We start from the raw sequence: 26,109 nt of genomic DNA on the forward strand, positions 1-26,109 counted from the left end.
CCGGCCATGCGCGACAGCGTCCGGCGCATACGCGTGCGTCTCACCCCGCCCGCGCCCGCCGGGGGGGCCGTGTCAGCGGGCCGGGGCGTGGGCCGCGAGGGGGTTGACGAGGGTGCCGACGAACTGCAGGGCGGCCGACGGGTCGGCCAGGTCGACCATCTGCTGGTTGTCGCGCAGCTGGAGCCGGTTGAGGCAGGACAGCGCGAACTCCGGGGCGAACAGGTCGTAGTGGCGCACCCGCTCGGCCAGGTGCGGCACCCGGTCGAAGTAGTCGGCGGCACAGGCCGCGACCGTGCCCCAGAAGGCGTCCTCGGTGAGCGCACCGGCCTCGACCAGCACCGCGCCGAGGTGGCGCAGGAAGCAGTCCACCACGTCGGTGAAGATGCTCAGCAGCTTGGTGTCGTCGGGCACCTCGACCTGGATCCGCCGCACCTCCGGCGGCAGCTCCGCGTCGGTGTTCAGCACCGCGATCTCCTCGGCGATGTCCTTGAAGATCACTCGCTCGACGGTGTCGTGCTCGTCGAGGACCAGGATGACGTTCTCGCCGTGCGGCATGAAGGCCAGGTCGTGGGCGTAGAAGCTGTGCAGCAACGGGGTCAGGTAGGCGTCCAGGTAGCGGCGCAGCCACACCTCGGGCGTCAGGCCGGACCTGTCGATCAGGGCCGCCGCAAGCGAGCCGCCGTCGTCGTCGGTGTGCAGCAGCGCGGCCATCGTGGACAGCCGCCGCCCCGGGGCCAGGCCGGGCACCGGGCTCTCCCGCCACAACGCCGCAAACATCTTGCGGTACGGGGAGGTGCGCTCGGTGGCCGCCTCGTACTGCCGGTGCCGGTAGCCGACCGCGGCCCGCTCCCGGATGATCGTCAACCCGGTGCCGGCGAGCACCTCGTCGCCGGCGATCAGGTCGGCCAGCCAGTCGTTGATGGCCGGGGTGGCCGCCATGTACGCGGCCGACAGCCCGCGCATGAACCCCATGTTCAGCACCGACAGCGCGGTCTTGACGTAGTGCCGGCGCGGCTCGGTGACGTTGAAGAACGTCCGGATCGACTGCTGCGCGAGGTACGAGTCCGGACCGGGGCCGAGGTGCACCAGACGACGCTCGGCCAACTCCCCCGCGAAGGTGACAGCCAGCTTGTTCCACCACTGCCACGGGTGCGCCGGAATGAGGTGGTAGTCGGCGAGGTCAAGCCCCAGCTCGGCCATCGTGGCGGCGAAGCGGGCCAGTGTCTCCGGGGCCAGCTCGCCGGCGATCAGGGCGTCGTAGTCCAGGTCGGGGGCGCTGCTGAACGTCGAGTGGTCCCGGTGCGCGGCCAGCCACTCCAGGCGTACGGGGGCGGCGGCCTCCGGGGCGTAGCTATGGTACTCGTCGACGCCGAAGCCGAGCCGGCCGTTGTTGGCCACGAAGCAGGGGTGCCCCTCGGTCATCGACGTCTCGATGGTCTGGAAGTCCGCCTCGGCCAGCTCGGCCGCGCTCGGCAGGGACTGGGCCAGCTTGTACGCCGTACCGGCCAGAGTGGACGTGATCTCCTCCAGGTAGACCGGGAGCACCCGCGCGGACAGCCCGAGGGCGCCGCGCAGCTCGACGATCAGGTCCACGGCGTCGGGCGGCACCTCGACGCCGTCCCGGTGCCGGGTGATGCTGTCGGCGTCGATCTGCCAGTGCGCCAGCGCGAGCACCCGGGCGACGAAGCGGTAGGTGACGGTGCCGTCGTCGCTGCGGACCTCGTACCACTGCCTGTCGTCCGGGCCCGGCACGGGCTGCGGGGTGAGCAGCCGTTCGTGGGTGAACTCGGCAAGCGCCTTGCGGACAAGCATCCGGTTGGCCCGGGCCCAGCGCTGCGGGGTGAGATGCCCGACCGGGTCGCCGGCAGCGGTGTGCGCGGCGGATGCGGTGTGCGCGGCGGGTGCCGCGGTCGTCTGGGCGGGGACGGCGGTGGAGGTCACGCCGGGGCTCCTTCGGTTCGGGTGGCGGCGGCAGGCTCGGCGGCGGTCTGCCCGGCGTGCGCGGCGGGTCCGGTCGCGACCTGACCGGCCTCGACGGGTCCGGTCGCGGCCTGGAACTGGGCTCGGGTGCAGACGCTGAGCAGCGCGTCCTTCTCCGGCTTGGCGATCGGGCCGACGACCGCGAAGCCGACTGCCGCGTTCAGCGCGTGCACTGCGGTGTTGCGGACGTCCGGCTCGACCACCACCCGCTCGGTCGCCGGGTCGGCGAAGAGCCAGGCCATGACTGTGGTGATCACCGCCCGGGTGAAGCCGTGCACGGGGTCGCCGGCGGGCGCGCACAGGAAGTGCATGCCCACGTCGCCGGGTCGGGCGTCGTACAGGCCGACCAGCTCGACCCGGGCCGGGTCGTAGCGCTCGGCCAGGAAGGCGGGCTCCCCCCGCCACAGCCCAAGGTACGCGTCATGGTGCGGATGCGCGGCGATGCGTCGGTACTCCTCGACCACCTGTGCCTCGTCGGCGTCCTGCATCAGCCAGAACGCCGCCTTCGGGTGGGTCACCCAGCCGTGCAGCAGCGGGGCGTCGGCCTCCGGTTCGAGGGTACGCAGGACGAACGCGCCGAGTCTGTCGTCGGCGCGGGTGAAGACGATGGTCACGACGACACCCCGAACTCCTGGAATGTGATGCCCTTCTCGATCGGGTAGTGCTCCCGGCCGAGCAGCTCGCGGATGATCCAGGAGTTGCGGTACGCGCCCATGCCCAGGTCGGGTGAGGTGATGCTGTGCGTGTGGGTGCCCGCGTTCTGCAGGAAGATGCCCCGCCCACTGTGGTCGATGCTGTAGTTGCGGGCCACGTCGAACCGACCGTGCGCGTCCCAGCGGATCCGCTCCCGCACCGGGGCGAGGAACTCCGGCACCCGGTAGTGGTAGCCGGTGGCCAGCACCAGCCCCTCGGTACGCAGTGTGAAGTCCCGTTCCTGCTCCACGTGCCGCAACCCGAGCCGGTACTCCCCGTCGTGGTGGGCGGCGTCGACAAGCTCGGTGTTCGTCAGCAGCCTGGTGCGCACCGGGCCGTCCACGCTGTGCGCGTAGAGAAGGTCGAAGATGTCGTTGATCAGGTCGGCGTTGATCCCCTTGAACAGGCCCTTCTGCTCGGCCTCCAGCCGGTAGCGGGTCGCCTCGGGCAGCGCGTGGAAGTAGTCCACGTAGTCCGGTGACGTCATCTCCAACGTCAGCTTGGTGTATTCCAGCGGGAAGAACCGGGGCGAGCGGGTGACCCAGTTGAGCTGGTAGCCGTACCGGTCGAGGTCGCCGAGCAGGTCGTGGTAGATCTCGGCGGCGCTCTGCCCGCTGCCGACCACTGTGATGCTGCGCTTGGCGCGCAGCGCGTCCCGGTGTTCCAGGTACCGCGAGTTGTGCACGGCGTCGCCGGGCAGCCCGGTGACGGCGGCGGGCAGGTGCGGCGGGGTGCCGGTGCCGAGCACCAGGTGCCGGCCCCGGTACTCGACGCTCTCCCCCTCGCCGGTGGTGGCCCGCACCACGTACCGCTCGTCGGCGTCGTCGTACTCGACTGTGGTCACCGTCCGGCCGAAGCGCACGTTCGGCAGCTTCGCCGCCGCCCACCTGCAGTACGCGTCGTACTCGCTGCGCAGGGGGTAGAAGCTCTCCCGGATGTAGAACGGGTAGAGCCGGCCGATCTCCTTGAGGTAGTTGAGGAAGGAGTACGGCGACGTCGGGTCGGCGAGGCTGACCAGGTCGGCGATGAACGGGGTCTGCAGGCGGGCCGACTCCAGCAGCATGCCGGGGTGCCAGGCGAGGCTCGGTCGGGCCTCCAGGAACACCCCGTCCAGCTCGTCGATCGGGGCGGTGAGGCAGGCCAGGCCCAGGTTGTACGGGCCGAGCCCGATGGCGATGAAGTCGTGGGTGGACATCGGGGTCTCCAGGCGCGGGTTCGGGGTCACCGGCATCAGCCGACGGGGCAGGTCAGTCGGCATCAGCCGACGGGGCAGGTCAGGTCGGCGGCGGCGCGCTCACGCACGTACCGGCCGGCGTGACCGGCGATCAGTTCGAGCACGTGGCCGACGTCGTCGACGGTGGTGGCCGGGTTGAGCAGGGTGAACTTGAGGAAGTGTCGACCGTCCACCCGGGTCCCGGCGACCACGGCGAGGCCGGAGGCTGCCAGCGCCTCCCGGGCGTGGAGGTTCGCCGCGTCGGCGAACTCCCGCCCCGCGCCGGTGGGCAGGTAGCGGAAGACCACTGTGCTCAACTGCGAGCGGGTCACCACCTCGAAGCGGGGGTCCTCGCTGACGAGCTGCCAGGCGTCGGTGGCCCGGTCGACCACCTCGTCGAAGAGCGCGCCGAGCGCGTCCGGGCCCATCACCCGCAGAGTCAGCCAGAGCTTCAGCGCGTCGAACCGGCGGGTGGTCTGCAGGCTCTTGTCGACCTGGTTGGGGATCTGCTGCTCCACCATGCGCGCCGGGTTGAGGTAGTCGGCGTGGTACGTGGCGTGCCGCAGGACCCGCCGGTCGCGGACCAGCAGCGCGCTGGAGCTGACCGGCTGGAAGAACGACTTGTGGTAGTCGACGGTCACCGAGTCGGCCCGTTCGATGCCGTCGAGCAGGTGCCGGCGCGTCGGCGAGACGAGCAGGCCGCAGCCGTACGCGGCGTCCACGTGCAGCCAGACGCCGGCCGCCGCGCAGATCCCGGCCAGGTCGGTGAGCGGGTCGATGGAGCCGAAGTCGGTGGTGCCCGCGGTGCCGACGACAGCCATCACGACCTGCCCGGCCTGCCGGCACCGCGCGATCTCGTCGCGGACGGCGGCGGGCCGGATCCGCCGCTGCGCGTCGGTGGGCACCGCGATCACCGCGTCCGGGGCGAGCCCGAGCAGCTTGGCGGACTTCTGCACGCTGAAGTGCCCGGCGGCGGACGTGAGAACCCGTAGCCGGGGCAGCAGCTCGGCGCGTGCCGCCGGGGTGGTCGCGTCGGCGCACGCCTCCTCCCGGGCCAGCAGCAACGCCTGGAGGTTGGACTGGCTGCCCCCGCTTGTGAACACGCCGTCCGCGTCCGGGCCGAACCCGATCCGCCTGGCGGTCCAGTCGATCAGCCGCCGCTCGATGAGGGTCGCCCCGGCGCTCTGGTCCCAGGTGTCCAGGGAGGAGTTGACCGCGCTGAGGACCGCCTCGCCGAGCAGCGCCGGAATGACCACCGGGCAGTTGAGGTGGGCCAGGTAGCGGGGGTGGTGGAACCAGACGGCGTCGCGCAGGTAGACGTCCTCCAGCTCGTCCAGGGCCGCGCCGGCGTCCCCCAGGGGCCGGTCCAGGTCGACGCGGTCCACCAGGGGAGCCAACTCGGCCGGGGTGACGCCGGTGGTGGGCCGGTCCACCGCGGCGACCTGGCGGGCGACCCGGTCGACGCCTGCGGCGATGGCCCGCCGGTACTCCTCGACCGAGCCGTCGTGCAGCAGCTGCGCCCGTCCGGCGGCCTTTCCGGCGGCCACCGCCGGCGGCAGCACGGCGGCCGACGCCGGCGGCAGCACGGCGGCCGAGGCCGACGCAGGGGCGGCCAGCGCGCCGGCCGGCACGGGCGGGTCGGGCTCAACGGGGTACGTCGGCACGGTCACGGGATGTCCTCCACGTTCTCGACGATGGGCAGCCGGAACCCTCCCCCGGCGCGTTGGTGCGCCGGGGGCCGTGCTGCGTTTTCCTGTGGGTCGCTGGTCAGGCGGTGGCGCCGGCCAGCGCCTCGGCGCGCAGGTCCTCCTCGGAGAGCCCGCGCCGCCAGTAGCCGGCGAAGGTCACCCGGCGGCGGTCGATGCCGCGCTCGCCGACCAGGTGCCGGCGCAGCGCCCGCACCACGCCGGACTCGCCGGCGATCCAGGCGTACGGCTTGTCGGCGGGCAGGCGGGCGGCGCGCAGCGCGCTGACCAGCAGGTCACTCCCGGGCGGGGTGCTGCCCCGCACGATCCAGCGGATCTCCGCGGCGGCCTCGGTGGGCAGCTCGGTGATGTCCGCGGCGTCCGGGACCTCGATCCAGGCGCGGACCCGGGCTCCGGCGGGCAGCCAGGCCAGGATGCCGGCGGTGGCCGGCAGCGCGGTCTCGTCGGCGACCAGCACCACGAGGTCGGTGTCGTCCGGCGGGCGGAAGCAGACGCTGCGATTGTCGTACACCGCAGGGCCGAGCAGCAGCACCCGGTCGCCGAACCCCGCCAGGCTGGCCCAGCGCGAGGCGGGACCGGTGCCGCCGTGGCCGACGAAGTCGATGTCCACCTCGCCGGCCTCCGGGCGGTGCTCCCGGATCGTGTACGAGCGCATGACCGCGCGGACGTCCGACGGGAGGGCCCGCCAGGCGCCGAACCAGTCCTCGCCCCGCTCGACAGGGACGACAGGGGTGTCCTGCCCGGGGTGCGGCAGGAACAGCGAGACACTCTGGTCCCGGCCGCCGCCGGCGAAGTCGACAAGCTCCGCGCCACCGAAGGTGACCCGGATCAGCGAGGCGCCGACCTGGCGGGCCCGTACGACGTGCGCGGCGAAGAAGCGGTACTGGAGGGCGACGGGTTCGACGGTGCTCGTGCTCATGACGTCAGCTGACCTTCTTCGCGTTCCGGATGGCGGTCGCGAGGTTCTCCAGCAACGGCGCGGAGCCGGCGTACGAGAAGCGGGGCACCGCGTCCCACGGCGTCACCTGGTTGGCCTTGACCGCCGGCAGTTGCTGCCAGGTCGGCTTGGCGGCGAGGTCCTTGGGCTGCAGGGCGGTGCTGCGGTTGTCCAACAGGATCAGGTCGGCGGGGAACTTGCCGGCGTTCTCCCAGCTGAGCGCCTCGAAGTAGTCGCCGGCCTCGAGCTTGGTGGGCACCACGATGTCGACGCCCAGCTCGGCGAAGTACATGAGGTCGGTGCTGACCTTCGGGTTGGAGACGTAGAACAGGTCGGGGCTGCCGGAGCAGGCCATCACCTTGATGCCGGGGTTGGCCTTGACCGCCTGCCGGACGGCGTCCGCGGCGGCGTCGAAGCGCGCCTTCGCGTCGGTGACCTTCTTGGCGGAGAGGTCGGCGCCGAGCGACTCGGCCAGCGCGGCGTACCGCTCGATGGGCTTGGTCATCGGCACCCGGGCCGTGGTGATCGCCACGCTTGGCGCGAGCGGCAGGATCTTGTCCTTGCTCTCGTCCGGCACGTACCAGAGGGCGTCCGGGTCGTACATGTGGGTGACCAGCAGCTCGGGGCGCAGGGCCGCGTACTTCTCCAGGCTGAACTCACCCCACACGTTGCCGAGGATCTCGACGGCCTCGACGTTCAGGGCACCGGCCTGCGGGTCGGCCGTACCGTCGGCGCGCTTGGTCTCGCCGAACACGCCGACGAGCTGCTTGTCGAGACCGAAATCGACCAGTGCTGCCGCCACTCCGGTGAAGGCCACCACGCGCGCCGGACGGGTCGCCGCCTCGATCTTCTTGTTGCGGTCGTCGGTGAACGACCAGGGGCCACTGGCGTTACCACTGCCAGCGGGCTTGGCCGCATCGTCCTTGCCGCAGCCGGCGAGGAGCGCGGCCAGCGTGGCGGCGCCGCCGGCGGCCAGCAGGCCACGACGAGAGAGGCGACGGGCGGACAGTGCATCGGGCATGGTGTCGTCTTTCGATCAAGGGAAGGTCGGGTCGACCGGGACAGCGGAGTTAGGTTAGCCTAACCTCGGTCATTGTCAACAGCGGTTCGCCGTGTCGCCACACTCCCGGAGCCCACACTGGACGCCACACCCACCGTCACCACCTCGGCACCTACCGTGCCGGACCTGTCGACGGCCCCTCCCCCGAAGCGACGCCTGGCGGCCCGTGCCGTCGGCCTGCTCGGCGCCGTGGCGCTGCTCGTCGTGATCCTGGTGCTCAGCATCGCGGTCGGCGCGAAGTCGTTGCCGCTCGCCGACGTCTGGTCCGGGTTGCTGCACCACGACGCAGGGGAGTACGCGGTGGTGCACCGGATGCGCCTCCCCCGCACCCTGCTCGGGCTGCTCGCCGGCACGGCGCTCGGAGTGGCCGGCGCCGTGATGCAGGCCCTCACCCGCAACCCCCTCGCCGATCCCGGGCTGCTCGGCATCAACGCCGGCGCGTCCGCCGCCGTGGCCGTCGCCGCCACCTTCCTGGGCGTCACCGCCATCGGCGGGTACGTCTGGTTCGCGCTGCTCGGCGCCGCGCTCGTCACCGCGCTCGTGTACGCCGTGGGCGGCGGGCGCGGCGCGACCCCGGCCCGCCTCGCGCTGGCCGGCGCGGCGCTCAACGCCACCCTGTACTCCTTCGTGAGCGCGGTCATGCTGCTCGACACCGCCTCGCTGGACCGGCTGCGGTTCTGGACTGTCGGCTCGCTTGCCAGCGCGGACTCCGCGACCGTGACCCGGGTCGCGCCGTTCATCCTGGTCGGCCTGCTGGTCGCCCTCGCCGCCGCCCGCCCGCTGAACGCCCTCGCGCTCGGCGACGACGCGGCCCGCGCCCTGGGCGCTCGACCGGCCCTCATCCGGGGCGCCGTGATCGTCGCCGTCACCCTGCTCTGCGGCGCGGCGACCGCCGCCTGCGGCCCGATCGTCTTCGTCGGCCTGCTGGTGCCGCACCTGGTGCGCGCGCTGACCGGGCCCGACCTGCGCTGGCTGCTGCCGTACTGCGCGGTGCTCGCGCCGGCGCTGCTGCTCGGCGCCGACGTGCTGGGCCGGGTGCTCGGCCGGCCCGGTGAACTCCAGGTCGGCATGGTCACCGCCGTGCTGGGCGGCCCGCTCTTCCTCTGGCTTGTCAGCCGGGGACGGGTGGCGCACCCGTGAGCGCGCGCACCAGCGGGCTCAGCACCATGACCGTCCTCCGTACCCCCGGTGGGTTGTCGGTGCGGTTCCGCCCCCGCGCCCTGGCCGTCGGCCTCGGCGCGACGGTGCTCGCCGCCGGGCTCGGACTTGTCGCGTTGGGCAGCGGCGACTACCCGATGGGCCCGACCGACGTACTGCGCGCCCTGACCGGCGGCGGCAGCGTGGCCGAGCAGTTCATCGTGACCGAGCTGCGACTGCCCCGGCTGGTCACCGCCCTGCTCGTCGGCGCCGCGCTGGCGCTGGGCGGCGCGGTGTTCCAGTCACTGGTCCGCAACCCGCTGGGCAGCCCCGACATCCTCGGCTTCACCCAGGGCGCGTCGACAGGCGCGCTTGTGGTGGTCGTCGTGGGCGGCGGCAGCCTGGCCCTGGCCGGCGCCGCGGTCGTCGGCGGACTCGCCACCGGCCTGCTGATCTACGCGCTGGCCTGGCGGCGGGGCGTGCACGGCTACCGACTCGTCCTGGTCGGCATCGGCGTCTCCGCGATCCTCACCGGCGTCAACGGCTACCTGCTGACCCGGGCCCCGCTGATGGACGCCGCCCGCGCGGTGCTCTGGCTCACCGGCAGCCTGGACGGGCGGGGCTGGGCCAACGCCGGGCCGCTGCTCGCCGTCACCGCCGTGCTCGCGCCGCTCGTGCTCGTCGGCTGCGCCCCGGCGCTGCGAATGATGGAGCTGGGCGACGACACCGCGAGCGCGCTCGGCGTGCCGCTACGCCGGCTGCGCCTGGTGCTGCTCGCCTCGGCGGTGCTGCTTGTCTCCTTCGCGGCGGCGGCCGCCGGCCCGGTGTCGTTCGTGGCGCTCGTCGCGCCGCACGTGGCCAGGCGGCTGACCCGGGCGCCCGGCCCGAACCTGCTGCCGTCGATGGCGCTCGGCGCGGCGCTGCTCGTCGGCGCCGACCTGGTGGCCCAGCGCGCGTTTCCCGGGCACCAGCTTCCGGTCGGCGTGGTGACCGGAGTGCTCGGCGGCGGCTACCTGGTCTGGCTGCTTGCCGTCGAACGCCGGGCGGGTCGACTGTGAACACCCCTGACGCGATTCAAGGAGCATCCATGACGTCCCGCCTCGGCGGCACCGCGCTGACCCTCGCCTACGATCGACGCACCATCTCCGAGGACCTGACGGTGGCCGTGCCCGACCGGTCGTTCACGGTGATCATCGGGCCGAACGCGTGCGGCAAGTCGACGCTGCTGCGCGCGCTGTCGCGGATGCTGCGCCCCAGCGCCGGCACGGTGCTGCTCGACGGTCGGGACATCCACGACCTGCCCGCCCGCAAGGTGGCCCGCACACTCGGCCTGCTGCCGCAGTCGTCGATCGCGCCGGACGGGATCGGCGTCGCCGAGCTGGTCGCCCGGGGCCGCTACCCCCACCAGGGTCTGCTGCGGCAGTGGTCACGTGAGGACGAGCGGATCGTCGACGAGTCGATGGCCGCCACCGGGGTCGCCGACCTCGCCGACCGGCCGGTGGACGAGCTGTCCGGCGGCCAGCGGCAGCGCGTCTGGATCGCCATGGCGCTGGCCCAGCAGACCCCGCTGCTGCTCCTCGACGAACCGACGACGTACCTCGACATCGCCCACCAGATCGAGATCCTCGACCTGTGCGCCCGGCTGCACGAGGAGCAGGGCCGCACGCTCGTCGCGGTGCTGCACGACCTCAACCACGCCGCCAGGTACGCCACCCACCTCATCGCGATGCGCGACGGACGGGTGGTCGCCGCCGGGGACCCCCGCGAGATCGTCACCGCCGACCTGGTCGCCGAGGTGTTCGGGCTGCCCTGCCGGGTGATCGACGACCCGGAGACCGGCACCCCGCTTGTCGTCCCGGCCGCCCGCCGTCGCACGAGCGAGCCGGCATGAGGCCGGGGACCTTCCGCGACCCGTGGGGCGTCCCGCACGTACGCGCCGCCGACCCGCTCGCCCTCGCGGCGGCGCAGGGCCGGGTGACCGCGTACGACCGAACGTGGCAGATCGAGGTCGAACGACACCGGTCGGCGGGCACCAGCGCGGCCTTCCTCGGCGTCGACGCGCTCGACTGGGACCGCTTCGCGCGCCAGGTCCGGCTCGACGACACCGCCCGCCGCTGCCACGCCAACCTCGACGAGGCGACAGCCGAGTGGGTGGGCGCGTACGTGGACGGGGTGAACGCCGGCCTCGCCGCCGGGGCGGCCCGATCACCGGAGTTCGCCGCCACCGGGCTGGCCCCGGGCCGGTGGGAGCCGTGGACGCCCCTCGCCGTGTGGCTGGGGCACCACATCCTGTTCGCCGGGTTCCCCGGCAAGCTGTGGCGCGAGCACGTCGCGCAGCGTCTCGGCCCGTCGGCGATCGAGGCGTTCGCCACCGACGGGCCGGCCGTCGCCGGCAGCAACGGGTGGCTGCTGGCCGCCGAGCGCACCGGCACGGGCGGCGCGCTGCTCGCCGGCGACCCGCACCGGTTCATCGAGGATCCGGGCGTCTACCAGCAGATCCGGCTGGCCTGCCCGGAGTACGACGTGGTCGGGCTTGCCGTGCCCGGCGTGCCGGGCATCGCGCACTTCGGGCACACCGGAACGGTGGCGTGGGCGATCACCAACGCGATGGCCGACTACCAGGACGTCTACGCCGAGCGGTTGCGCCGGCACGGCACGCGGGTGCAGGCGCTCGGCCCGGACGGCTGGCGGGAGGCGCACGTCCACGTCGAGACGATCGAGGTGGCCGGCGCGGACCCGGTCCGGGTGGAGGTGGTGGAGACCGGCCGGGGGCCGGTGATCGCCCGTGGACCGGACGACGAGACCGCGGTGAGCCTGCGCTACCCGCCCCGGGTCCGCGGCGAGTTGGGCTTCGCGGCGTTACCGGAACTGCTGCGCGCCCGTAGGGTGTCCGATGTGGACGAGGCGTTGCGGCACTGGGTGGAGCCGGTCAACGTCGTGCAGGCGGCGGACACCGGCGGCGGGCTGCTGCACCGGGTCGCCGGAGTGGTGCCGCGGCGGCACTCCGACAACGGCCGACGGGTGGTCCCCGCCTGGGAGGCCGCGTACGCCTGGCGTGGTTGGCACGCCCCGCTGCCCCGCGCGGAGGTGACCGGCCGGGCGGTGATGGCCAACGAGCGCGGGCTGGCGGCGCCGCTCGGCGTCGAGTTCGCCCCGCCGCACCGGGCCCGCCGGATCACCGAGCTGCTCGACGCCGGCCGGAACTGGACGGCCGAACAGATGGCAGTCGTGCACACCGACACGCACCTCGGCTCGGCCGGGCCGCTGCTGACGGTGCTGGGCGGGCTGACCGGGCTCGGCCCGGCCGCCGCCGCGCTGCGCGACCGTCTGCTGCTCTGGGACCGGCGGATGACCGCCGACAGCACCGACGCGGCCGACTTCGCCCTCCTGCGGGCAGCCGTCGTACGACGGATCGCCTCCCACCCGGCCCTCGCCGCGCTGGCCGAGCCGCCCGCGTACCCCGAGGTGTTCGCGCCCTGGTTGGCGCTGACGCCGCGGGTCGGTTACGCGCTGGAGCACCTGCTCGGCGGCACGTCGCTGCCCGGCCTCGACGCGGCGGCGGCGGTCCGCGCGGCGGCCGAGGAGGTCGCGGACGCGGCGGACAGCCCGGTGCGCTGGGGTGACCTGCACCGGCTGGCCCCGTGGCGGGCGCTGCCCGACCCGGACGCCGCGCCCGGTCCCCGCCTCGACGGCGACCACGACTGCGTGCTGGCCACCTCAGGCGTGGCCGGCGTCACCCACCGGTGCTTCCGAGGGCCTGCGGCGCGGTTCGTCTGGGACCTGGCCCGACGCCAGGACAGCCGGTGGGTGGTCCCGCTGGGCGCCTGCGGCGTGCCCGGCGACCCGCACCACGACGACCAGCAGGCCGCGTGGCTGGCCGGCGACCTGTTGCCGGTGACCACCGACTGGGACCGCCTCACCGAGGAGTCGGATGAGCACTGACGAACCGCACTACCGGCGCGACGTCACCGGTTTCGGGGTGGTCACCGTGCGCCCGGTGCGCCCGGACGAGGACGCCGACCTGCTGCACGGCTGGGTCACTGCCGAACGCGCCCGGTTCTGGGGGATGCGCGGGGCCAGCCGCGAGCGGGTGCGCGAGATCTACGCGTACCTGGACTCGCTCGCCACCCACCACGCGTACCTGGCACACCGCGACGGCGTGCCGGTGGCGCTCGTGCAGACGTACGAGCCCGGGGCCGATCCGGTCGGCGGGTGCTACGAGGTGCTCCCCGGCGACGTGGGCGTCCACCTGCTCATCGGGCCGCCGGTGACCGCCGAGCGGGGTTTCACGGGCGCGCTGTTCGGCGCGATCCTGGCGTTCGTCTTCGCCGACCCGGGCCGGCTGCGGGTCGTCATGGAACCGGACGTCCGCAACGACCGGATGCTCCGACGGCTGCGGCGCAGCGGGTTCCGGGCCGGCCCGGTGATCGACCTGCCGGAGAAGCGCGCGCTCCTGCACTTCCTCGACCGGCCGGCGGTCGCCGGCTGACGCCGCGACGGCACCGGCCGCCAGCCGGGGCGCGTGGGGCACCCCGACCGGCGGCCGGCCGTCAGCAGGTCACCGCAGGCCGAACGCCCTGGTGATGCTCTGGCTCACGGTGTTGCCTGCCGCGTCCCGCGCGGTGGTGCGCAGGCTCACGAAGCCGGCCTTCGCCGGCGCGTCAAGCGCGGTGCGCCAGCCGTCGCCGTGCCGGGTCAGCCGCTGCTTCTGCCAGGTCTTCCCGTCGTCGTAGGAGACCTCCACGGTGACCGGGCCGATCGTGCCCGTGACGCCCGGCAGGTGGGAGGCGACAACTGTCATCGGCGCCCGCCGCGACGCCCGACCGGCGGGGTCGATGGCCACCTGGTAGTCCAGCTGGATCATCGGCAGCACCGCCGACGACTCCGTGCCGGTGGCCGCCGAACTGAAGCCCCACTCGGTGCGTGTGTGCCGGGAGTACGGGTTGGTCCAGGTCCCCCTGTCGTTCTCCACCACCAGCCGGTACGGCAGGCGCTGCGCGGCCAGGCCGGAGACCTGGAGGTACTCGGCGTTGCCCCAGTTCAGCTCCGTGTCGCCCTGGTAGAGGGTGGTCCGGTTGACCATGTCGTAGTTCGCGTACGCCTCACCGATGTGGCCACCTCCGTCGCCCCAACCCGGCGCGGGCAGGTAGACGGTGTCCAGGTAGCGCACGGGCACGTAGCCGCCGCCCATCCGGGGCCGCTGGATCGGCCCGAACCACTCCACGCCGCTCGGCCGGTTGGCCGGATAGGTGGCCACCTCCATCAGGTGCTGGCCCGTCTCGCCGGCGATGTACGCGTCGTCGATCCACCGCTCGCCTGCGGTCACCCAGTCGGTGCGCCGGCCCTGCGCCGGAACGGTCTCCTGGTTGCCCGAGGCCATGCCCTTCCACACGTCGGTGCGGAACTCCAACGCCTTGCCCTGCCGGTAGTTGCGGAACTCCACGTCGACCCGGGCGAGTTGCCGCTTCGTCGGCCGGTAGGTGGGGTCGGCGGGCGTCGCGCCGGTCCAGTGGTGCGCCACGTCGTACAGGTAGGTGGTCTCCGGGTGCGGGTCGACTGTCAGCCGCACCGGGCCGCGCCCGAGCGCCGCGATGAGCTGGCCGCCCTCGTCGGCGCCGAGCGTCGCCACGGTCACCGGGGCCGGGCTCTCCGGGCTCCACGGCGACTCGTCCCACGGCTGGAGCCGGCCGACGCCGTCGTTGACCACAAGCAGCAGCTTCGCGCCGGCCGCCGCTGCGGCCTGCGCCTGTGCGGCGATGTCCATGGTGTCGCTGCGCCGGACCACCACCGCCCGGTCACGGACCGGCCGCCTGGCCAGCCCCGCCGCCGAGGCGTCGGCGACGTAGACCGCGTCCAGCTGGCGACGACCCGCCGGCAGCGCCGGGGTCGCCCTCTTGACCAGCAGGTCGTACGACCGGCCGCCGGCCGCCACGGTCAGCGCCGGCTGTTCCAGACGCCACCGCGCCCCGAACTCGAACTCGCCGTCGGTGACGGCGCGGCCCGTCGGCAGCGTCCACATGCTGTCGTACGAGTCGTCGGGCAGCACCTGGCTCTCGGTGAGCCCGTTCGCCGTGGCCCGGTGGATGTCCATCCGCAGCGAGGTGGCGGTGGCCTCCTGCGGCACCTCGGCGCGTACCTGTCGGGCGGCCCGCGCGTCAAGGGTGACGGTGCGGTCGGCGGTCAGGTCGACGTCGGTGAAGCCGAGCAGGGCCATGCCCTTGGAGTGTGGCCCGTGCGCGCCGCGCACGTCGGCGGAGAGCCAGCCGCTCCAACTCGCCACCGGCAGCCGCAGCGTGGCGGTGCCGCTCTCGGGCAGGTCCACGGCGGTGAACAGGCCGTCGGTGGTGAGGATGACCTTGCCGGCGAGCGGCTTGCCGTCCCGGTCCCTGGCGACAAGCGTCAGGTTCTGCCGCTGCCCCTCCTTGGCCGCCCCGATCAGGGTGCGACCACGAACCGTACCGGCGTCGTCGGTGGCGACGATCGCGCCACTTACCTGCTTCTCGGCCGGCAGCTTGTCGTACGCGGCGGTGAGCGTCACGGTCGCGGTGCCGGCGGCGGGCACGGTGACCGTGCCGGCGGACAGGGCGAAGAGGCCGGCCGGCGCGGTCGGCGCGTCGAGGGCCAGCCGCAGGGTGACAGGCGCGCTGCCGACGTTCGTGTAGGTGACGGTCCGGTCGACTGTCGCGCCGGGCTGCTGCGGCCACGCCTGGAAGCCTGAGTAGGCGCTCGGGCTGGCGAAGACAGTGGCGTGCACGGCGGCGACCGCGTCCACCCGGCCGGCGCCGGCCTGGTACGGCGTGTAGCCCGGGGTGGCCTTGACGGTGCTGACAAGCGCCTCCTTGATGCGCTGACCGGTCCAGTCGGGGTGCGCGGCGGCGACAAGCGCGGCCGTGCCGGCCACGTGCGGCGTCGCCATCGACGTGCCGCTCATCAGCGTGTAGTCCCCGGAGCCGCGTACCTGGTGGGAGCGGGCGGCGAGGATGTCCACACCGGGCGCGGTGATCTCGGGCTTCAGCCCACCGTCACCGGCGCGCGGGCCCTGACTGGAGAAGTCGGCGAGGTGGTCGGCGGAGTCGACGGCTCCCACGGTGAGCGCGGAGTTCGCCGCCCCCGGGCTGCCGATGCTGTTCGGCCCGCCGTTGCCGGCGGCGATCACGAAGAGCGCGCCGGTCTCGGCGCTGAGCCGGTCGACGGCCTGGCTCATCGGGTCGCTGCCGTCGGTGGCCTCGCCACCCAGGCTCATGCTGACGACCCGGGCCTTCTGCTCGCGGGCGGCCCACTCCATGCCGGCGATGATCCACGAGTCCTGCCCGCTGCCCTCGCTGTTGAGCACCTTGCCGATGTGCAGGCGGGCGCCGGGGGCGACGCCCCGCTCGACACCACCGGACGCGGCGCCCGTCCCGGCGATCGTCGAGGCCACGTGCGTGCCGTGTCCCTTGTAGTCGAGGATGTCGGGCTCCTCGGGCACGAAGCTGCTCGACTCGGCGATCTGCCCGGCGAGGTCCGGGTGCTCGGCGTCCGCGCCGGAGTCGAGCACCGCGACGTCGACACCGGCGGCGGTGTTGCCCTCGGCCCAGACGGCCGGGGCGCCGATCTGCGCGGTGGACTCGGCGAGGTCGCCGTGCACCCGGCCGTCCAGCCACACCTTGGCGATGCCGTTCGCCAGTGTCGGGGCGTCACCGGCGCGGCGGGCGGTGCCGGTGGTGAGCGCGCCCCAGAACCGGTCGGCGGTGCCACGCGGGCGGGCCAGCGCGGCGCCCCGCACGCTGTCCAGCGGCCGGACCAGCTCGGCGCCGTCCACAGTGGGGCGGGTGCGGGCACGCGCCGCGGCGTCGGTGAGCGTGACGATCAGCGGCAGCGCGTCGGTGTGCGCGTCGTCGTACCCGTCGGCGATGAGGTCGGTGACGTTGAACAGCTGCCGGTCCAGCAGGCCGCCTGTGACGTACGGCAGCGCCGCGTCCGGGTAGACGTACGTGTCGCCGTCGAGCACCGTACGGTGGAAGGTCGGCGTGCTGCCGTCCGGCCGACGGACTGTCGAGACGGTGCTGCCGTCGGCCGCGGTGGTGACGGTGACCGTGTCCCCGGTGATGAGGGTGACGGTCGACGCGCGGCCCGGGGCCGCCGGCGGCTGGCCGGTGCGGTGATCCGGGGTGCCCGGCGGGGCGGCGGAGGCCCCCGTGCCGGGTGGGGTGAACCCGGCGGCCAGAGTGAGGGCGGTGCCGAGGGCGATCAGCCCGGATCGGCGGCGCCTGGAAGACAGAGCCACGATGACCTCTTTGTGTCGAGGAGGGGTACGCAGCACAGCATCACGGCAACGCCCATCCCTCGTACCCCGCCGCCCCACGGCGCACATACGCCATGGCGCAAGCGCGCCACCCGGTCAGCGTTTGTGGGTTGCCAGCTCGGCCAGCTGGTCCAGCTGGGTCGGGTCGGAGAGGGCCGAGCCGACGGCTGCCACCCGTACGCCCGCGTCGAGGAAGGCGGCGGCGTTGCCCGCGTCCAGGCCGCCCGTGGCGACGAAGCGCAGCTGCGGCAGGGGGCCGGCCATGGCCCGGAACCAGGCCGGCCCGAGGGAGATCGCGGGGAACGCCTTGAGCCAGGTCAGGCCGTGCCGCAGCGCCTGCTGCGCCTCGGTGGGGGTGGCCACGCCGGGCAGGTGCGGCAGGCCACGCGCGGCGGCGGCGTCGGCGACCGCGAGGTCCAGACCGGGCGCGACGGTGAACGCGGCGCCCGCGTCGGCGGCCGCCGCGACCTGCTCGACGTCGAGCACGGTGCCCGCGCCGACGATCCGGTCGCGCGCCGCGCCCGCCTCCACGGCGGCGCGCAGGGCGGGCACCGCGTCGGGGGTGGCCACCGGCACCTCCACCACGTCGATGCCCAGGTCCCAGGCGCGCTCGGCGAGGCGGACGGTCTCGGCGACCGGCAGGCCGCGCAGGATCGCCATCACCCGGGCGCCGCCGAAGATGTGCTCGAAGTCCGCTGTGGTCATGGTCCACTCCATCCGAGGTCGCGGGAGATCTGCTGGGTGGTGGCCAGCAGTCGGGGTAGTAGGTGGCGCAGGTCGGCGAGTGTGGCCACCACCGTCGGAGCGGTCACCGACACCGCCGCGGTGACCGACCCGTCGGCGTGGCGCACCGGCGCGGCCACACAGGTGATCAGCGGCTCGAACTCACCGTCGTCGGCGGCCCAGCCCTGCTCGGCGACGGCCGCCAGCTCCGCGCGCAGCGCAGCCGGGTCGTGGATGGTTGCCGGGGTGTACGCCGGCAGCGCGCCGTCCTCGACCAGCCGGGCCAACTCCGGGCGGTACGCGAGGACCGCCTTGCCGACGCCGCTGGCGTGCAGCGGCGCGGTGCGGCCGATCCGGGAGTACATCCGCACCTGGCCACGGGCCTCGATCTTGTCCACGTAGACGAGGTCGTCGTCGACGAGCTGTGCCAGGTGGATGGTGTGCCCGCAGTCGCGGCCGAGCGCGGCCAGGTGGGGTCGGGCCACCGCGCGTACGTCCAGGGAGTCGAGCGCCTGCTGCGCGAGGTCGATAAGCCGCAGGCCCACCGTCCAGCCGCCGTCGGTGCGGCGGGCGAAGCCACCCGACTCGAGGGTCTGCAACAGCCGCAGCGCGGTGGACTTGTGCACTCCCAGGTCGGCGGCCACACCACCGAGCTGCGCGGGCGCGCGCGCCAGCAGTTCGAGCACGCGCATCGCCCGGTCCACGCCCTCGGACACCCCTCAGCCCTCCGTCGGTGCGGTGGTCAGGTCGGGTGGTGACCAGGGTCCGTCGAGCAGCCGTCGGAACCAGGACCACGCCGGCAGCGGGGCGTTGTCGCCGGCGCTGCCCAGCGCCTGCGCGGCGACGAGGTGACCGAGGCGCAGCCGCCGCGCCGGGTCGAGGTCGCGCAGCAGCCCGGCCAGGTAGCCGGCGGCGAACGCGTCACCGGCGCCGACCGGCTCCACCACCGACACGCGGGGCGCCGGAACGACGACAGGCGCGGCGTCGCGGCTCAGGGCGGTGGCGCACACCGCGCCGTCCTTGACGACAACCGTCTGCGGGCCGGGCAGCAGCCGGCGTACCGCCGCCGCGTCGGCGGCACCCCAGAGGGCGTACGCCTCGTCCTGGCCGACGAAGACCAGGTCGCTGCGGTCGGCGAGGTCACGCAGCACCGGCGCGGCCCGCTCGGCGGGCCAGAGCCGGGCCCGGTGGTTGACGTCGAAGCTGACAAGCGCGCCCGGCAACGGCCTGTCGGTCACCGCGTGCTCGACAAGCGCCCGGCAGGACGCGGAGAGCGCCGGGGTGATCCCGGACAGGTGCAGCACCCGCGCGCCGGCCAGCCGTGGGTCGGCCAACGCGCCGGGGTCCATCCGGGATGCGGCCGAGCCCGCCCGGTAGTAGTGCACGGCGGTGGCCGTCGGGCCCGGATCCTTGAGGTAGAGGCCGGTGGGGGCGGCCGGGTCCACACCGACCAGGTCGACGCGGACGCCGGCGTCGGCGACGTGCCGGACGACGGCCCGGCCGAAGGGGTCGTCGCCGACCCGGCTCACCCAGGCCGTCGGGTGGTCGAGGCGGGCCAGGTAGCCGGCCACGTTGGATTCCGCGCCGCCGACCGAGACGGCGACCCGCTCGGCGTGCTCCAGCGGCTCACCAGGCGGTGGGCACAGCACGACCATGGTCTCCCCCACCGTGACCACCTCGGCCGGCGGGGAGCCGGCCGGGGTGGCAGCGTGGTCGGGTCGGGTCTTGCTCGACATGGCGGCACACGTCCTCGGGGAGGGGTCCGGGCGCCGCCGAGCCTAAGCGCGTTGTGCCAGACGAGCAACCCGTTGCGCTCAGCGCAACAGGCGTCAGGGCAGGGTCAGTCCGTACGCGGCCAGCACCTCCCCGATCGGCTGGTAGTAGGTAGTGCCGCCGGCGGTGCAGTTGCCGGTGCCACCGGAGAGGATGCCGAGGATCGTGCCCGTGGACGCCACGTAGAGCGGCCCGCCGCTGTCCCCCGGCTCGGCGCAGATGTTGGTGCGGATCAGGCCGTAGATCACGCCGGTGGCGTAGTTGACCGTCTGGTTCAGTCCGGTCACGGTGCCGCAGCGCACCCCTGTGGTGCTGCCGCTGCGACAGACCGCCTGACCCACGTACGCGGTGCCGGCGCCGTAGATGGTGAGCAGCCCGGGATACGTGTAGACCGCGCTCGGATGGGCGATCCGGCCGGTGTAGCGGATCAGCCCGTAGTCGTTGCCGGGATAGCTGGTGGCGGTGCGGGTGCCCAGGACCGTGGTCTGCGCGCTGTCGGCGTACCAGGCGCTGACGGCCGCGGTGCAGTGGCCGGCGGTGATCACGTAGTAGGTGCTGCCGCTGCGCACGTTCGCGCCCAGCGAGCAGCGACTCCCGCCGCCGTAGATGCCCTGCCCGGCGGCGATCAGGGTGCGCAGGGTGCCGGGTTCGCGGCGCAGCAGCGCGCCGGCCCGGTCGGCTGCCGCCCGCAGCGCGGCCAGGTCGGCGGCGGCCACGGTGTCGTCGACGGTGAGAGTCATCCGGCCGGTTGCGGGGTCGAGCCCCCAGGCGGTGCCCGGTGTGCGTACCCCGGTCAGCACGGCGGCCGGGTCGGCGGCGGCCCGGTCGGGGACGGCTGCCTGCGCGGCGCCCGGCGCGACGAGCAGGAGGGCGGTCAGGACGAGGGCGACGAGCGGGGAGCGGCGCATCCGAACCTCCGGTGGAGATCGAGATCGATGGATGTCGACAAGCGTCGCCCTCGGTGGAACGTCCTGGCAACCTCCGGTCGCCCTCTTCCCCGATCGGCGGGAATCGCCGATCCGGGGACGGCCCGCTGCGACGCCGCCGATAATCCTCGGGAGACACCGCGGGAGGCCGGGCATGACCACCGGAGGCACCGGGGCGCTGGTACGCCGGCTGGACGGGTCGACCCGGGCCACGCTGCTGGAGCTGCTCTTCGACGTGGTGTTCGTGGCCGCGCTCGCGCAGACCTCGAAGCTCCTCGCCGACCAGGAGTCCTGGGCGCGCAGCGCGGCGGTGTTGCTGATGCTGACAGCGATCTGGTGGACCTGGTCGGTCACCACCACCACGACCGAGTTCTACGACCCGCAGCAGCGCCCCATCCAGGCCATCCTGATGGTGGCGATGGTCGGATCGGTGGGGATGGCGGCATCGCTGCCGATGATCACCACTGGGCAGGCCACGGCCTTCGCGCTCGCCTACGTCGGCACCCACGTGGTGCGCGGCATCGTCCTGGTCGGCACGTTGTACCGGCAGCAGCACCACGCGGCCATGGCGCGAGCCACCCGATTCCTGTTCTGGTTCCTGGTGTCCGGCGTCCTCTGGATCGTCGGAGCGCTGGCCGACACCGCGCGGTGGTGGATCTGGATCATCGCGATCGCGATCGACCTGATCTCCGCGGCGGCGCGCTACCCCACACCGCGGCTCGGGCGGGTGCCGCTCGACCAGTACGCCCGGACCACTGCGCACCTGGGCGAGCGGTACCAGCAGTTCGTCATCCTGGCCCTCGGCGACATCATCCTGGTGCCCACCCTGGAGGTCAGTCGCAGCGCATTCGACCACCTCCGAGTCGCCGCCCTGCTCAGCGCGTTCGCCATCATGCTGCTGCTCTGGCAGATCTACGTCTTCCGAGCCGGCGAGTTGCTCGAGACCTCGGCCGCGTCAGTGCCCGGCCGGTCCACCCGGATCGCTCCGTACACCCACCTGGTGCTGCTTGTCGGCGTGGCCGTCACGGCGGCCTCCTTCGACCTGGTCGTCGACCGACCGACCGGAACGACCCCGGTGCGGTGGCTGATGCTGATCATCGGCGGACCGCTGGTGTTCGTGCTCGGCCGGATACTGTTCGCCTACCTGCTGTCCTCCCGCGTGCCGTGGCGGCGAGCGGCGACGCAACTGCTGCCCCTGCTGGTGCTGCCCTGGGCCGGCGGCTGGCCACCGGTGCTGGTCACCGCGATCGTGGCCGTCGCCCTGGCCGGGCACGTCCTGGTCCCCCACCACGGCAACCTGGAGACCACGCGGGGGCTTCGACCACGTGGGCCCACCGGATGACAGTCGACGCTCAGGCGAGGTGCCGGGCTGTCCAGTCCGCGAGGTCGCGGGCGCAGTCGTCGACCGACTCCCGCCACGTCCGGGCCGCGCCCTCCCCCGCCTCGTCGCTCACCTGCTTGACCAGGCGGCACGGCACACCGGCCTGCGCGGCGGCCCAGGCCACCGCGTACCCCTCCATGTCGACCAGGTCGGCGCGCTGCGCCAGGCGCTCCCGGGCGTCGTCGTCGGCCACGAACGTGTCGCCGGTGGCCAGCACCGCGCCCTCGGCGGCAAGCGCCAGCGGCGCGCCGTAGGTCTGGCCGGTGAGCGTACGCAGCAGGTCGGTGTCCAGGTCGTGCTGGAGCACCGTGGCGACCTCGTGGATGCCCGTCCAGCCGGGGCGCAGCGCACCCGCCGTGCCCAGGTTGAGCAGCAGGCTGGGGCGGGGCCCGACGGCCAGCACGGCGGCGACCGCGCTGGCGGCGTTCACCTTGCCCATTCCGGTGAGCAGCACCGGCAGCTCAGCGGGCAGGTAGCGGGCCTCCTCCCCGACGGCGAGCACCACAAGCGGACGATCGACGCGGACCGTACCCCGAAGAATCACCGCAGCATCCTAAGGGCCGTCGTCGGCGGGTCGCGGGGCACCCAGCCGCCATCCAGGCTCGTCCCAACGCGCGTCCAGCCAGGTGCGGCAGGCTGGGCCCCGCGACCATCGGCCCCACCCGCCCACGCCGCCGAGCACCGGCGGCGACGCCCGGGGCCCGGTCCGCCGACAAAAGAGGAGACGACGGTGTACGACGGACAGGAGTTCCTCCGCGACAAGCGCTGGTGCCTGAGCAGGCGATCGTTGCTGGCCGGAGCCGGCGCGGTGGGCGCGGCCGGGCTGTTGAGCGCCTGCGGTGGCGGCGACAGCTCCGCGGGCCCGGCGGCCGCCGCCCCCGGCACCGTGCTGGCGCACACCGGCGACGTGCCGGTCGGCGGCGGCACGGTGGTCGACGGCGTCCTTGTCGTCCAACCCGAGGAGGGCACCTTCAGGGCGTACGACGCGACCTGCCCGCACCAGGGCGTACGGGTCGGCGCACCGCGCGACGGAGTGATCACCTGCCCGGCGCACAACTCCACCTTCGCGCTCGTCGATGGCGCCCGCCTGGGCGGCCCGGCCCCGAAGGGCCTGACGGAGATCCCGATCACGGTGGACGGCACAACGATCACCCGAGCCTGACCAGTGCCCGCACCCCCGCGATCTTGGCGATTTCGGCCGCCGTTGGGACCCCTGTTCGCACGCCCAGCAGGTGCCAGATCGCGGGTGGTCAGTCGTTGGTGAACCCGTACAGGACGAAGTCGCGGTCCGCGCCGCAGGCGATGATCCGGGTGTTCCACGAGCAGGACGCGCTGCGGACGTCGACGAGCTGGCCCAGCTCGTCGACCTCACCCGACTCGGCCCACACGCCCGCCACGCTGCGGTTGTCCGCCACCGCGCTTGTCGGCTCGGCGAAGACGAGCAGGTTGCCGGCGTCCAGTCGGGCCGCCACGCCGGGGCGGTCGACAAGCACCGGCTTGCCGGCGGCGTCGAAGAGGGTGACAGTCGCCTTCGGGTACTCCCGCTCGGCGAGCAGCTGGTCGCCGACCGGGACCAGGCGGGTCGCGCCCGGCGCCGACCAGGAGACCGGCGCCTTGCCCTCGGTCGCCGCGACCACCTCGGTGCGCTCGGAGTCGCTGTTGCGCACCTGCAACAGACAGGCCCGCCGCTCCCCGCACGCCACCAGCGCCTTCAGCCGGTACTCCGCGTTCTCGGCCCGGTAGAGGACCACCGGGGCCGCGTCGGAGCCCAGGTCGTACGCCAGCACCTGGTACCCGCCGTCGGCGGGGGCCACGTAGAGCCGGTCCTCGTGCGCCACCATCAGGTCGTCGAGGTCGGCGACGTTACCCCACTCCCGCAGCACCGAGCCGGAGGACATGTCGAGCAGCCGCACCGACCGGTCCGCGCCGAGCTGCACGAGTCGCCGACCCTTGCCCGTCCACGAGTCGCGGGCGGCGCCGTCGAGGAACGCCGGTCCGCCCGCCGCCTCGTCGGTGCCCACCGGCCGGACGACGGTACGGATGCCGCCGTACTGGTCGCGCGGGTTGGGCCTGCTCCACTTGTCGGTGCCGTCGCCCAGCTTCAGGCCGACCAGCCGGCCGGCGGACCTGTCCACCACAACCGCCGTGTCGTCGGAGAAGTAGACGTCGTCGTCGCCACGGATCGCCCGGTGCCAGCGCTGGGCGCCGGAGCGGGCGTCCAGGAGGATCAGTTCCCGAGGGGTGCTGTCGCCCGGAGCGTCGGCGAGAACCGCGACCGCCCCCGGTACGGCGATCAGCCGCGACCAGTCGTACGCGGCGACGTCGGTCTGCCTGCGCCACAGCTCGTCACCGGTGCCGGTGTCGACGGCCACCACCTCCAGGCGGTCGTCCGGCAGCGCATACCCGAGGTAGGCCCGATCGTCGAGCACCGCCGTCCACATCCCGCTGGGCCGTTCGGCGCCGGCCGGCAGCCGCGACACCTCGCGCAGCGACCCGAACTCCAGGTCCGGATAGCGGTCCCGCAGCAGGTAGAGCGTCGCCGCGGTGGCCACCCCGGCCAGGGCGAGCACCGCGCCGAGCACCACCCAGCGGGCTCGCCGCCAGGTCGTACCGCCGGGTGGGGTGGGCGAAGTGGGCGTCGGGGTTGCGCCTGCCGCGCCGACCAGAGTGCCCGCGACGCCGGGCGGCCCCGGCACGGTCGACCCGGGCGACGGCCAACCCGGCCCGCCCAACCCCGGCCCGGGTTGCGACGGCACGGTCGGCGCGTTCGACGCCACGGTCTGCGCGGGGGCCGGCGCGGTCGGCACGGTCGACGGCGCGGTCTGCGCGGGCGCTGGCGCGGTCGGCGCGGACGGCACCGCAGCCGGCGCGGACGGGCCGGCCGGAGGCGGCGCGGACGGGCCGGCCGGAGCCGGGCCGGCCGGCGCGGCCTGCGGTCCCGCGTACGCCGGCAGGGCTCGGCGCAGCGGAAGGTCCGTCAACGCGCCCTCGGCCACCGGCATCTCCGGCTGGTCCAGCACCGTCGGCGCCACTCCCAGCTCGGCGTGCAGCATCCGTGCCACAAGCGGAATCCGCGACGAACCGCCGACCAGGAACAGCCCGGCGAGCTGGTCGGGCCGGAGACCGGCGGCGGCGATCACCTCCCGGGCCCGCTCCACGGCACGACGCAGCAGCGGCGTGGCCACCCGCTCGACGTCGTCGCGCGTCAACCGCACCGCCTCGGCGACCCCGGCACCGCGACCGGGGCCACTGTGGAGCGGGACAGCGTCTCCTTCGCGCCGCGTACCTCGTCCCACAGCCGGACCTGGTCGCGGCGCTGGGCCGCATCCGAGGGCCGGACCAGCCGCGCCCACCGCCGGGCGTGCCGCTCGCCAAGCAGTTCGCCGACCCGCTGCACCAGCGCCGCGTCCAGGTCGAGGCCGCCCAGGTCGGGCAGGCCGCCGTCCGCGACCACCCGGAAGCCTGAGTCACCCCACGGGTCGGCACCCTCGTTGCGCAGCACCGCGACGTCGAGCGTCCCGCCGCCGAAGTCGAACACCGCGATCGCGTCGCCGACCGGCACCGGCCGGTGCAGCACCTGCGTGTAGTAGCGGGCGGCGGCCACCGGCTCGCGCAGCAGACGCGTGCCCGGCGGCGTCGGCCCGGCGAGGGTGTGCTCGGCCGCCTGCGGCCACCCGGCCCGCAGTAGCGCGTCGGCGAGCACCTGCCGGCGCGTCTCGTCCCAGGCCGCCGGGCAGGTGAGCACGGCCGGAGGCAGGAAGCCGACCGCGTCCACAGCGGCCCGCCCGACCGCTGCCAGCACCGCGGCGAGCAGCTCCGCCGGGAGGTACGAGCGCTCACCGAGCCGTACCGTCGGCTCGTCCACCCGACGCTTCGGGTTCGGCTCGAACCGGGCCGGGTCGGCCTGCGCCAACCGTCGGGCGTCGGTGCCGACGTGCAGGGTGCCGTCCGGGTCGGCGTACACGGCCGACGGGCTGACCGGCTGACCGTCCATCAGCACGGGACGGGTCCGACCGTCAGGCCACCGCAGCACGGCGACCGTGTTGGACGTACCGAGGTCGACGCCGAGGGCGAAGCCCTCGTGCTGGCCTGCCATCTGCCCGATACCTCCGCCGCGACGAGGGGAAACCCAGCCCCGCATCGTACGCAGCCCGCACCGCCCCGCTGATCACTCGGTCAGCCGGCGGTCGGCTGCGTTCGGGATGGTCCCGAACGGGCGTCACCGTTGCCGCGACAGTCGGCCTCGCGAAGGCTCGGTGGAGTCCGGCGATTCGCGGAAGTGACGACACGTCACGC

Annotated in this window: 21 protein-coding genes; 7 read left to right on the forward strand and 14 right to left on the reverse strand. The window is 74.0% G+C overall.

Annotation, left to right across the window (positions count from 1 at the left end; genetic code table 11):
- Positions 1-72: 72 nt before the first annotated feature.
- From OOJ91_RS05765 to OOJ91_RS05790, 6 genes are all read right to left on the reverse strand, one after another.
- Positions 73-1,812, reverse strand: coding sequence for an IucA/IucC family protein (locus OOJ91_RS05765; RefSeq protein WP_266245279.1), 1,740 nt, complete (start codon positions 1,810-1,812; stop codon positions 73-75).
- 125 nt (positions 1,813-1,937) lie between these two features.
- A complete protein-coding gene (locus OOJ91_RS05770; protein WP_439117025.1) occupies positions 1,938-2,594 on the reverse strand; it encodes a GNAT family N-acetyltransferase in 657 nt (218 codons plus the stop codon).
- On the reverse strand, positions 2,591-3,868 hold the full coding sequence (locus OOJ91_RS05775; protein ID WP_266245280.1) for a lysine N(6)-hydroxylase/L-ornithine N(5)-oxygenase family protein: 1,278 nt from the start codon (positions 3,866-3,868) through the stop codon (positions 2,591-2,593). The genes OOJ91_RS05770 and OOJ91_RS05775 overlap by 4 nt, the downstream gene beginning before the upstream one ends.
- A 62-nt stretch (positions 3,869-3,930) precedes the next feature.
- Positions 3,931-5,472, reverse strand: a complete 1,542-nt coding sequence (locus OOJ91_RS05780) for a pyridoxal phosphate-dependent decarboxylase family protein (protein ID WP_439117047.1) — start codon at positions 5,470-5,472, stop codon at positions 3,931-3,933.
- 181 nt (positions 5,473-5,653) lie between these two features.
- A complete protein-coding gene (locus tag OOJ91_RS05785; protein ID WP_266243290.1) occupies positions 5,654-6,511 on the reverse strand; it encodes a siderophore-interacting protein in 858 nt (285 codons plus the stop codon).
- Positions 6,512-6,515: 4 nt separating this feature from the next.
- Complete coding sequence (locus tag OOJ91_RS05790) at positions 6,516-7,550, reverse strand: ABC transporter substrate-binding protein (RefSeq protein WP_266243293.1); 1,035 nt, start codon at positions 7,548-7,550, stop codon at positions 6,516-6,518.
- A gap of 72 nt (positions 7,551-7,622) precedes the next feature.
- Here OOJ91_RS05790 and OOJ91_RS05795 point away from each other — a divergent pair, with 72 nt between their 5' ends.
- From OOJ91_RS05795 to OOJ91_RS05815, 5 genes are read left to right on the forward strand one after another with little or no spacing between them, the layout of a single operon-like run.
- A complete protein-coding gene (locus OOJ91_RS05795; RefSeq protein WP_439117026.1) occupies positions 7,623-8,729 on the forward strand; it encodes a FecCD family ABC transporter permease in 1,107 nt (368 codons plus the stop codon).
- Between the two features lie 26 nt (positions 8,730-8,755).
- Positions 8,756-9,784: a FecCD family ABC transporter permease gene (locus tag OOJ91_RS05800; RefSeq protein ID WP_266245283.1), complete on the forward strand. Its 1,029-nt coding sequence runs from the start codon at positions 8,756-8,758 to the stop codon at positions 9,782-9,784.
- A gap of 29 nt (positions 9,785-9,813) precedes the next feature.
- Complete coding sequence (locus tag OOJ91_RS05805) at positions 9,814-10,617, forward strand: ABC transporter ATP-binding protein (RefSeq protein ID WP_266243296.1); 804 nt, start codon at positions 9,814-9,816, stop codon at positions 10,615-10,617.
- A complete protein-coding gene (locus OOJ91_RS05810) occupies positions 10,614-12,668 on the forward strand; it encodes a penicillin acylase family protein (RefSeq protein ID WP_266243297.1) in 2,055 nt (684 codons plus the stop codon). Before OOJ91_RS05805 ends, OOJ91_RS05810 begins: the two co-directional genes overlap by 4 nt.
- Positions 12,658-13,215: a GNAT family N-acetyltransferase gene (locus OOJ91_RS05815; RefSeq protein ID WP_266243300.1), complete on the forward strand. Its 558-nt coding sequence runs from the start codon at positions 12,658-12,660 to the stop codon at positions 13,213-13,215. The genes OOJ91_RS05810 and OOJ91_RS05815 overlap by 11 nt, the downstream gene beginning before the upstream one ends.
- A gap of 69 nt (positions 13,216-13,284) precedes the next feature.
- On the opposite strand, the gene OOJ91_RS05820 is transcribed toward OOJ91_RS05815, so the two are convergent.
- The 5 genes from OOJ91_RS05820 to OOJ91_RS05840 form a co-directional block, all read right to left on the reverse strand.
- Positions 13,285-16,992 carry a S8 family serine peptidase gene (locus OOJ91_RS05820; RefSeq protein ID WP_266243302.1) on the reverse strand — a complete coding sequence of 1,236 codons (3,708 nt, stop codon included), beginning with the start codon at positions 16,990-16,992 and terminating at the stop codon, positions 13,285-13,287.
- 114 nt (positions 16,993-17,106) lie between these two features.
- Positions 17,107-17,715 carry a bifunctional 4-hydroxy-2-oxoglutarate aldolase/2-dehydro-3-deoxy-phosphogluconate aldolase gene (locus OOJ91_RS05825; RefSeq protein ID WP_266243304.1) on the reverse strand — a complete coding sequence of 203 codons (609 nt, stop codon included), beginning with the start codon at positions 17,713-17,715 and terminating at the stop codon, positions 17,107-17,109.
- The gene (locus OOJ91_RS05830; protein ID WP_266243305.1) at positions 17,712-18,449 is read right to left on the reverse strand and encodes an IclR family transcriptional regulator; all 738 of its coding nucleotides are present in this window, start codon (positions 18,447-18,449) and stop codon (positions 17,712-17,714) included. Before OOJ91_RS05830 ends, OOJ91_RS05825 begins: the two co-directional genes overlap by 4 nt.
- A gap of 3 nt (positions 18,450-18,452) precedes the next feature.
- Positions 18,453-19,469: a sugar kinase gene (locus OOJ91_RS05835; protein ID WP_266243306.1), complete on the reverse strand. Its 1,017-nt coding sequence runs from the start codon at positions 19,467-19,469 to the stop codon at positions 18,453-18,455.
- Between the two features lie 93 nt (positions 19,470-19,562).
- A complete protein-coding gene (locus OOJ91_RS05840) occupies positions 19,563-20,414 on the reverse strand; it encodes a S1 family peptidase (protein WP_266243307.1) in 852 nt (283 codons plus the stop codon).
- 172 nt (positions 20,415-20,586) lie between these two features.
- Between OOJ91_RS05840 and OOJ91_RS05845 the strand changes: the two genes are divergently transcribed.
- A complete protein-coding gene (locus tag OOJ91_RS05845; RefSeq protein ID WP_266243309.1) occupies positions 20,587-21,774 on the forward strand; it encodes a low temperature requirement protein A in 1,188 nt (395 codons plus the stop codon).
- A gap of 10 nt (positions 21,775-21,784) precedes the next feature.
- On the opposite strand, the gene OOJ91_RS05850 is transcribed toward OOJ91_RS05845, so the two are convergent.
- Positions 21,785-22,357: a nucleosidase gene (locus OOJ91_RS05850; protein ID WP_266243310.1), complete on the reverse strand. Its 573-nt coding sequence runs from the start codon at positions 22,355-22,357 to the stop codon at positions 21,785-21,787.
- A 186-nt stretch (positions 22,358-22,543) separates the two neighbouring features.
- Here OOJ91_RS05850 and OOJ91_RS05855 point away from each other — a divergent pair, with 186 nt between their 5' ends.
- Entirely contained in the window at positions 22,544-22,975 is a 432-nt protein-coding gene (locus OOJ91_RS05855) for a Rieske (2Fe-2S) protein (protein ID WP_266243311.1), read from the forward strand.
- Between the two features lie 88 nt (positions 22,976-23,063).
- Here OOJ91_RS05855 and OOJ91_RS05860 read toward each other — a convergent pair whose 3' ends face one another.
- Positions 23,064-25,022, reverse strand: coding sequence for an outer membrane protein assembly factor BamB family protein (locus OOJ91_RS05860; protein ID WP_266243312.1), 1,959 nt, complete (start codon positions 25,020-25,022; stop codon positions 23,064-23,066).
- Positions 25,019-25,909 carry an Hsp70 family protein gene (locus OOJ91_RS05865; protein ID WP_266243314.1) on the reverse strand — a complete coding sequence of 297 codons (891 nt, stop codon included), beginning with the start codon at positions 25,907-25,909 and terminating at the stop codon, positions 25,019-25,021. The genes OOJ91_RS05860 and OOJ91_RS05865 overlap by 4 nt, the downstream gene beginning before the upstream one ends.
- Positions 25,910-26,109 lie beyond the last annotated feature (200 nt).

The organism is Micromonospora lupini, assembly GCF_026342015.1.
Lineage (GTDB): Bacteria > Actinomycetota > Actinomycetes > Mycobacteriales > Micromonosporaceae > Micromonospora > Micromonospora lupini_B.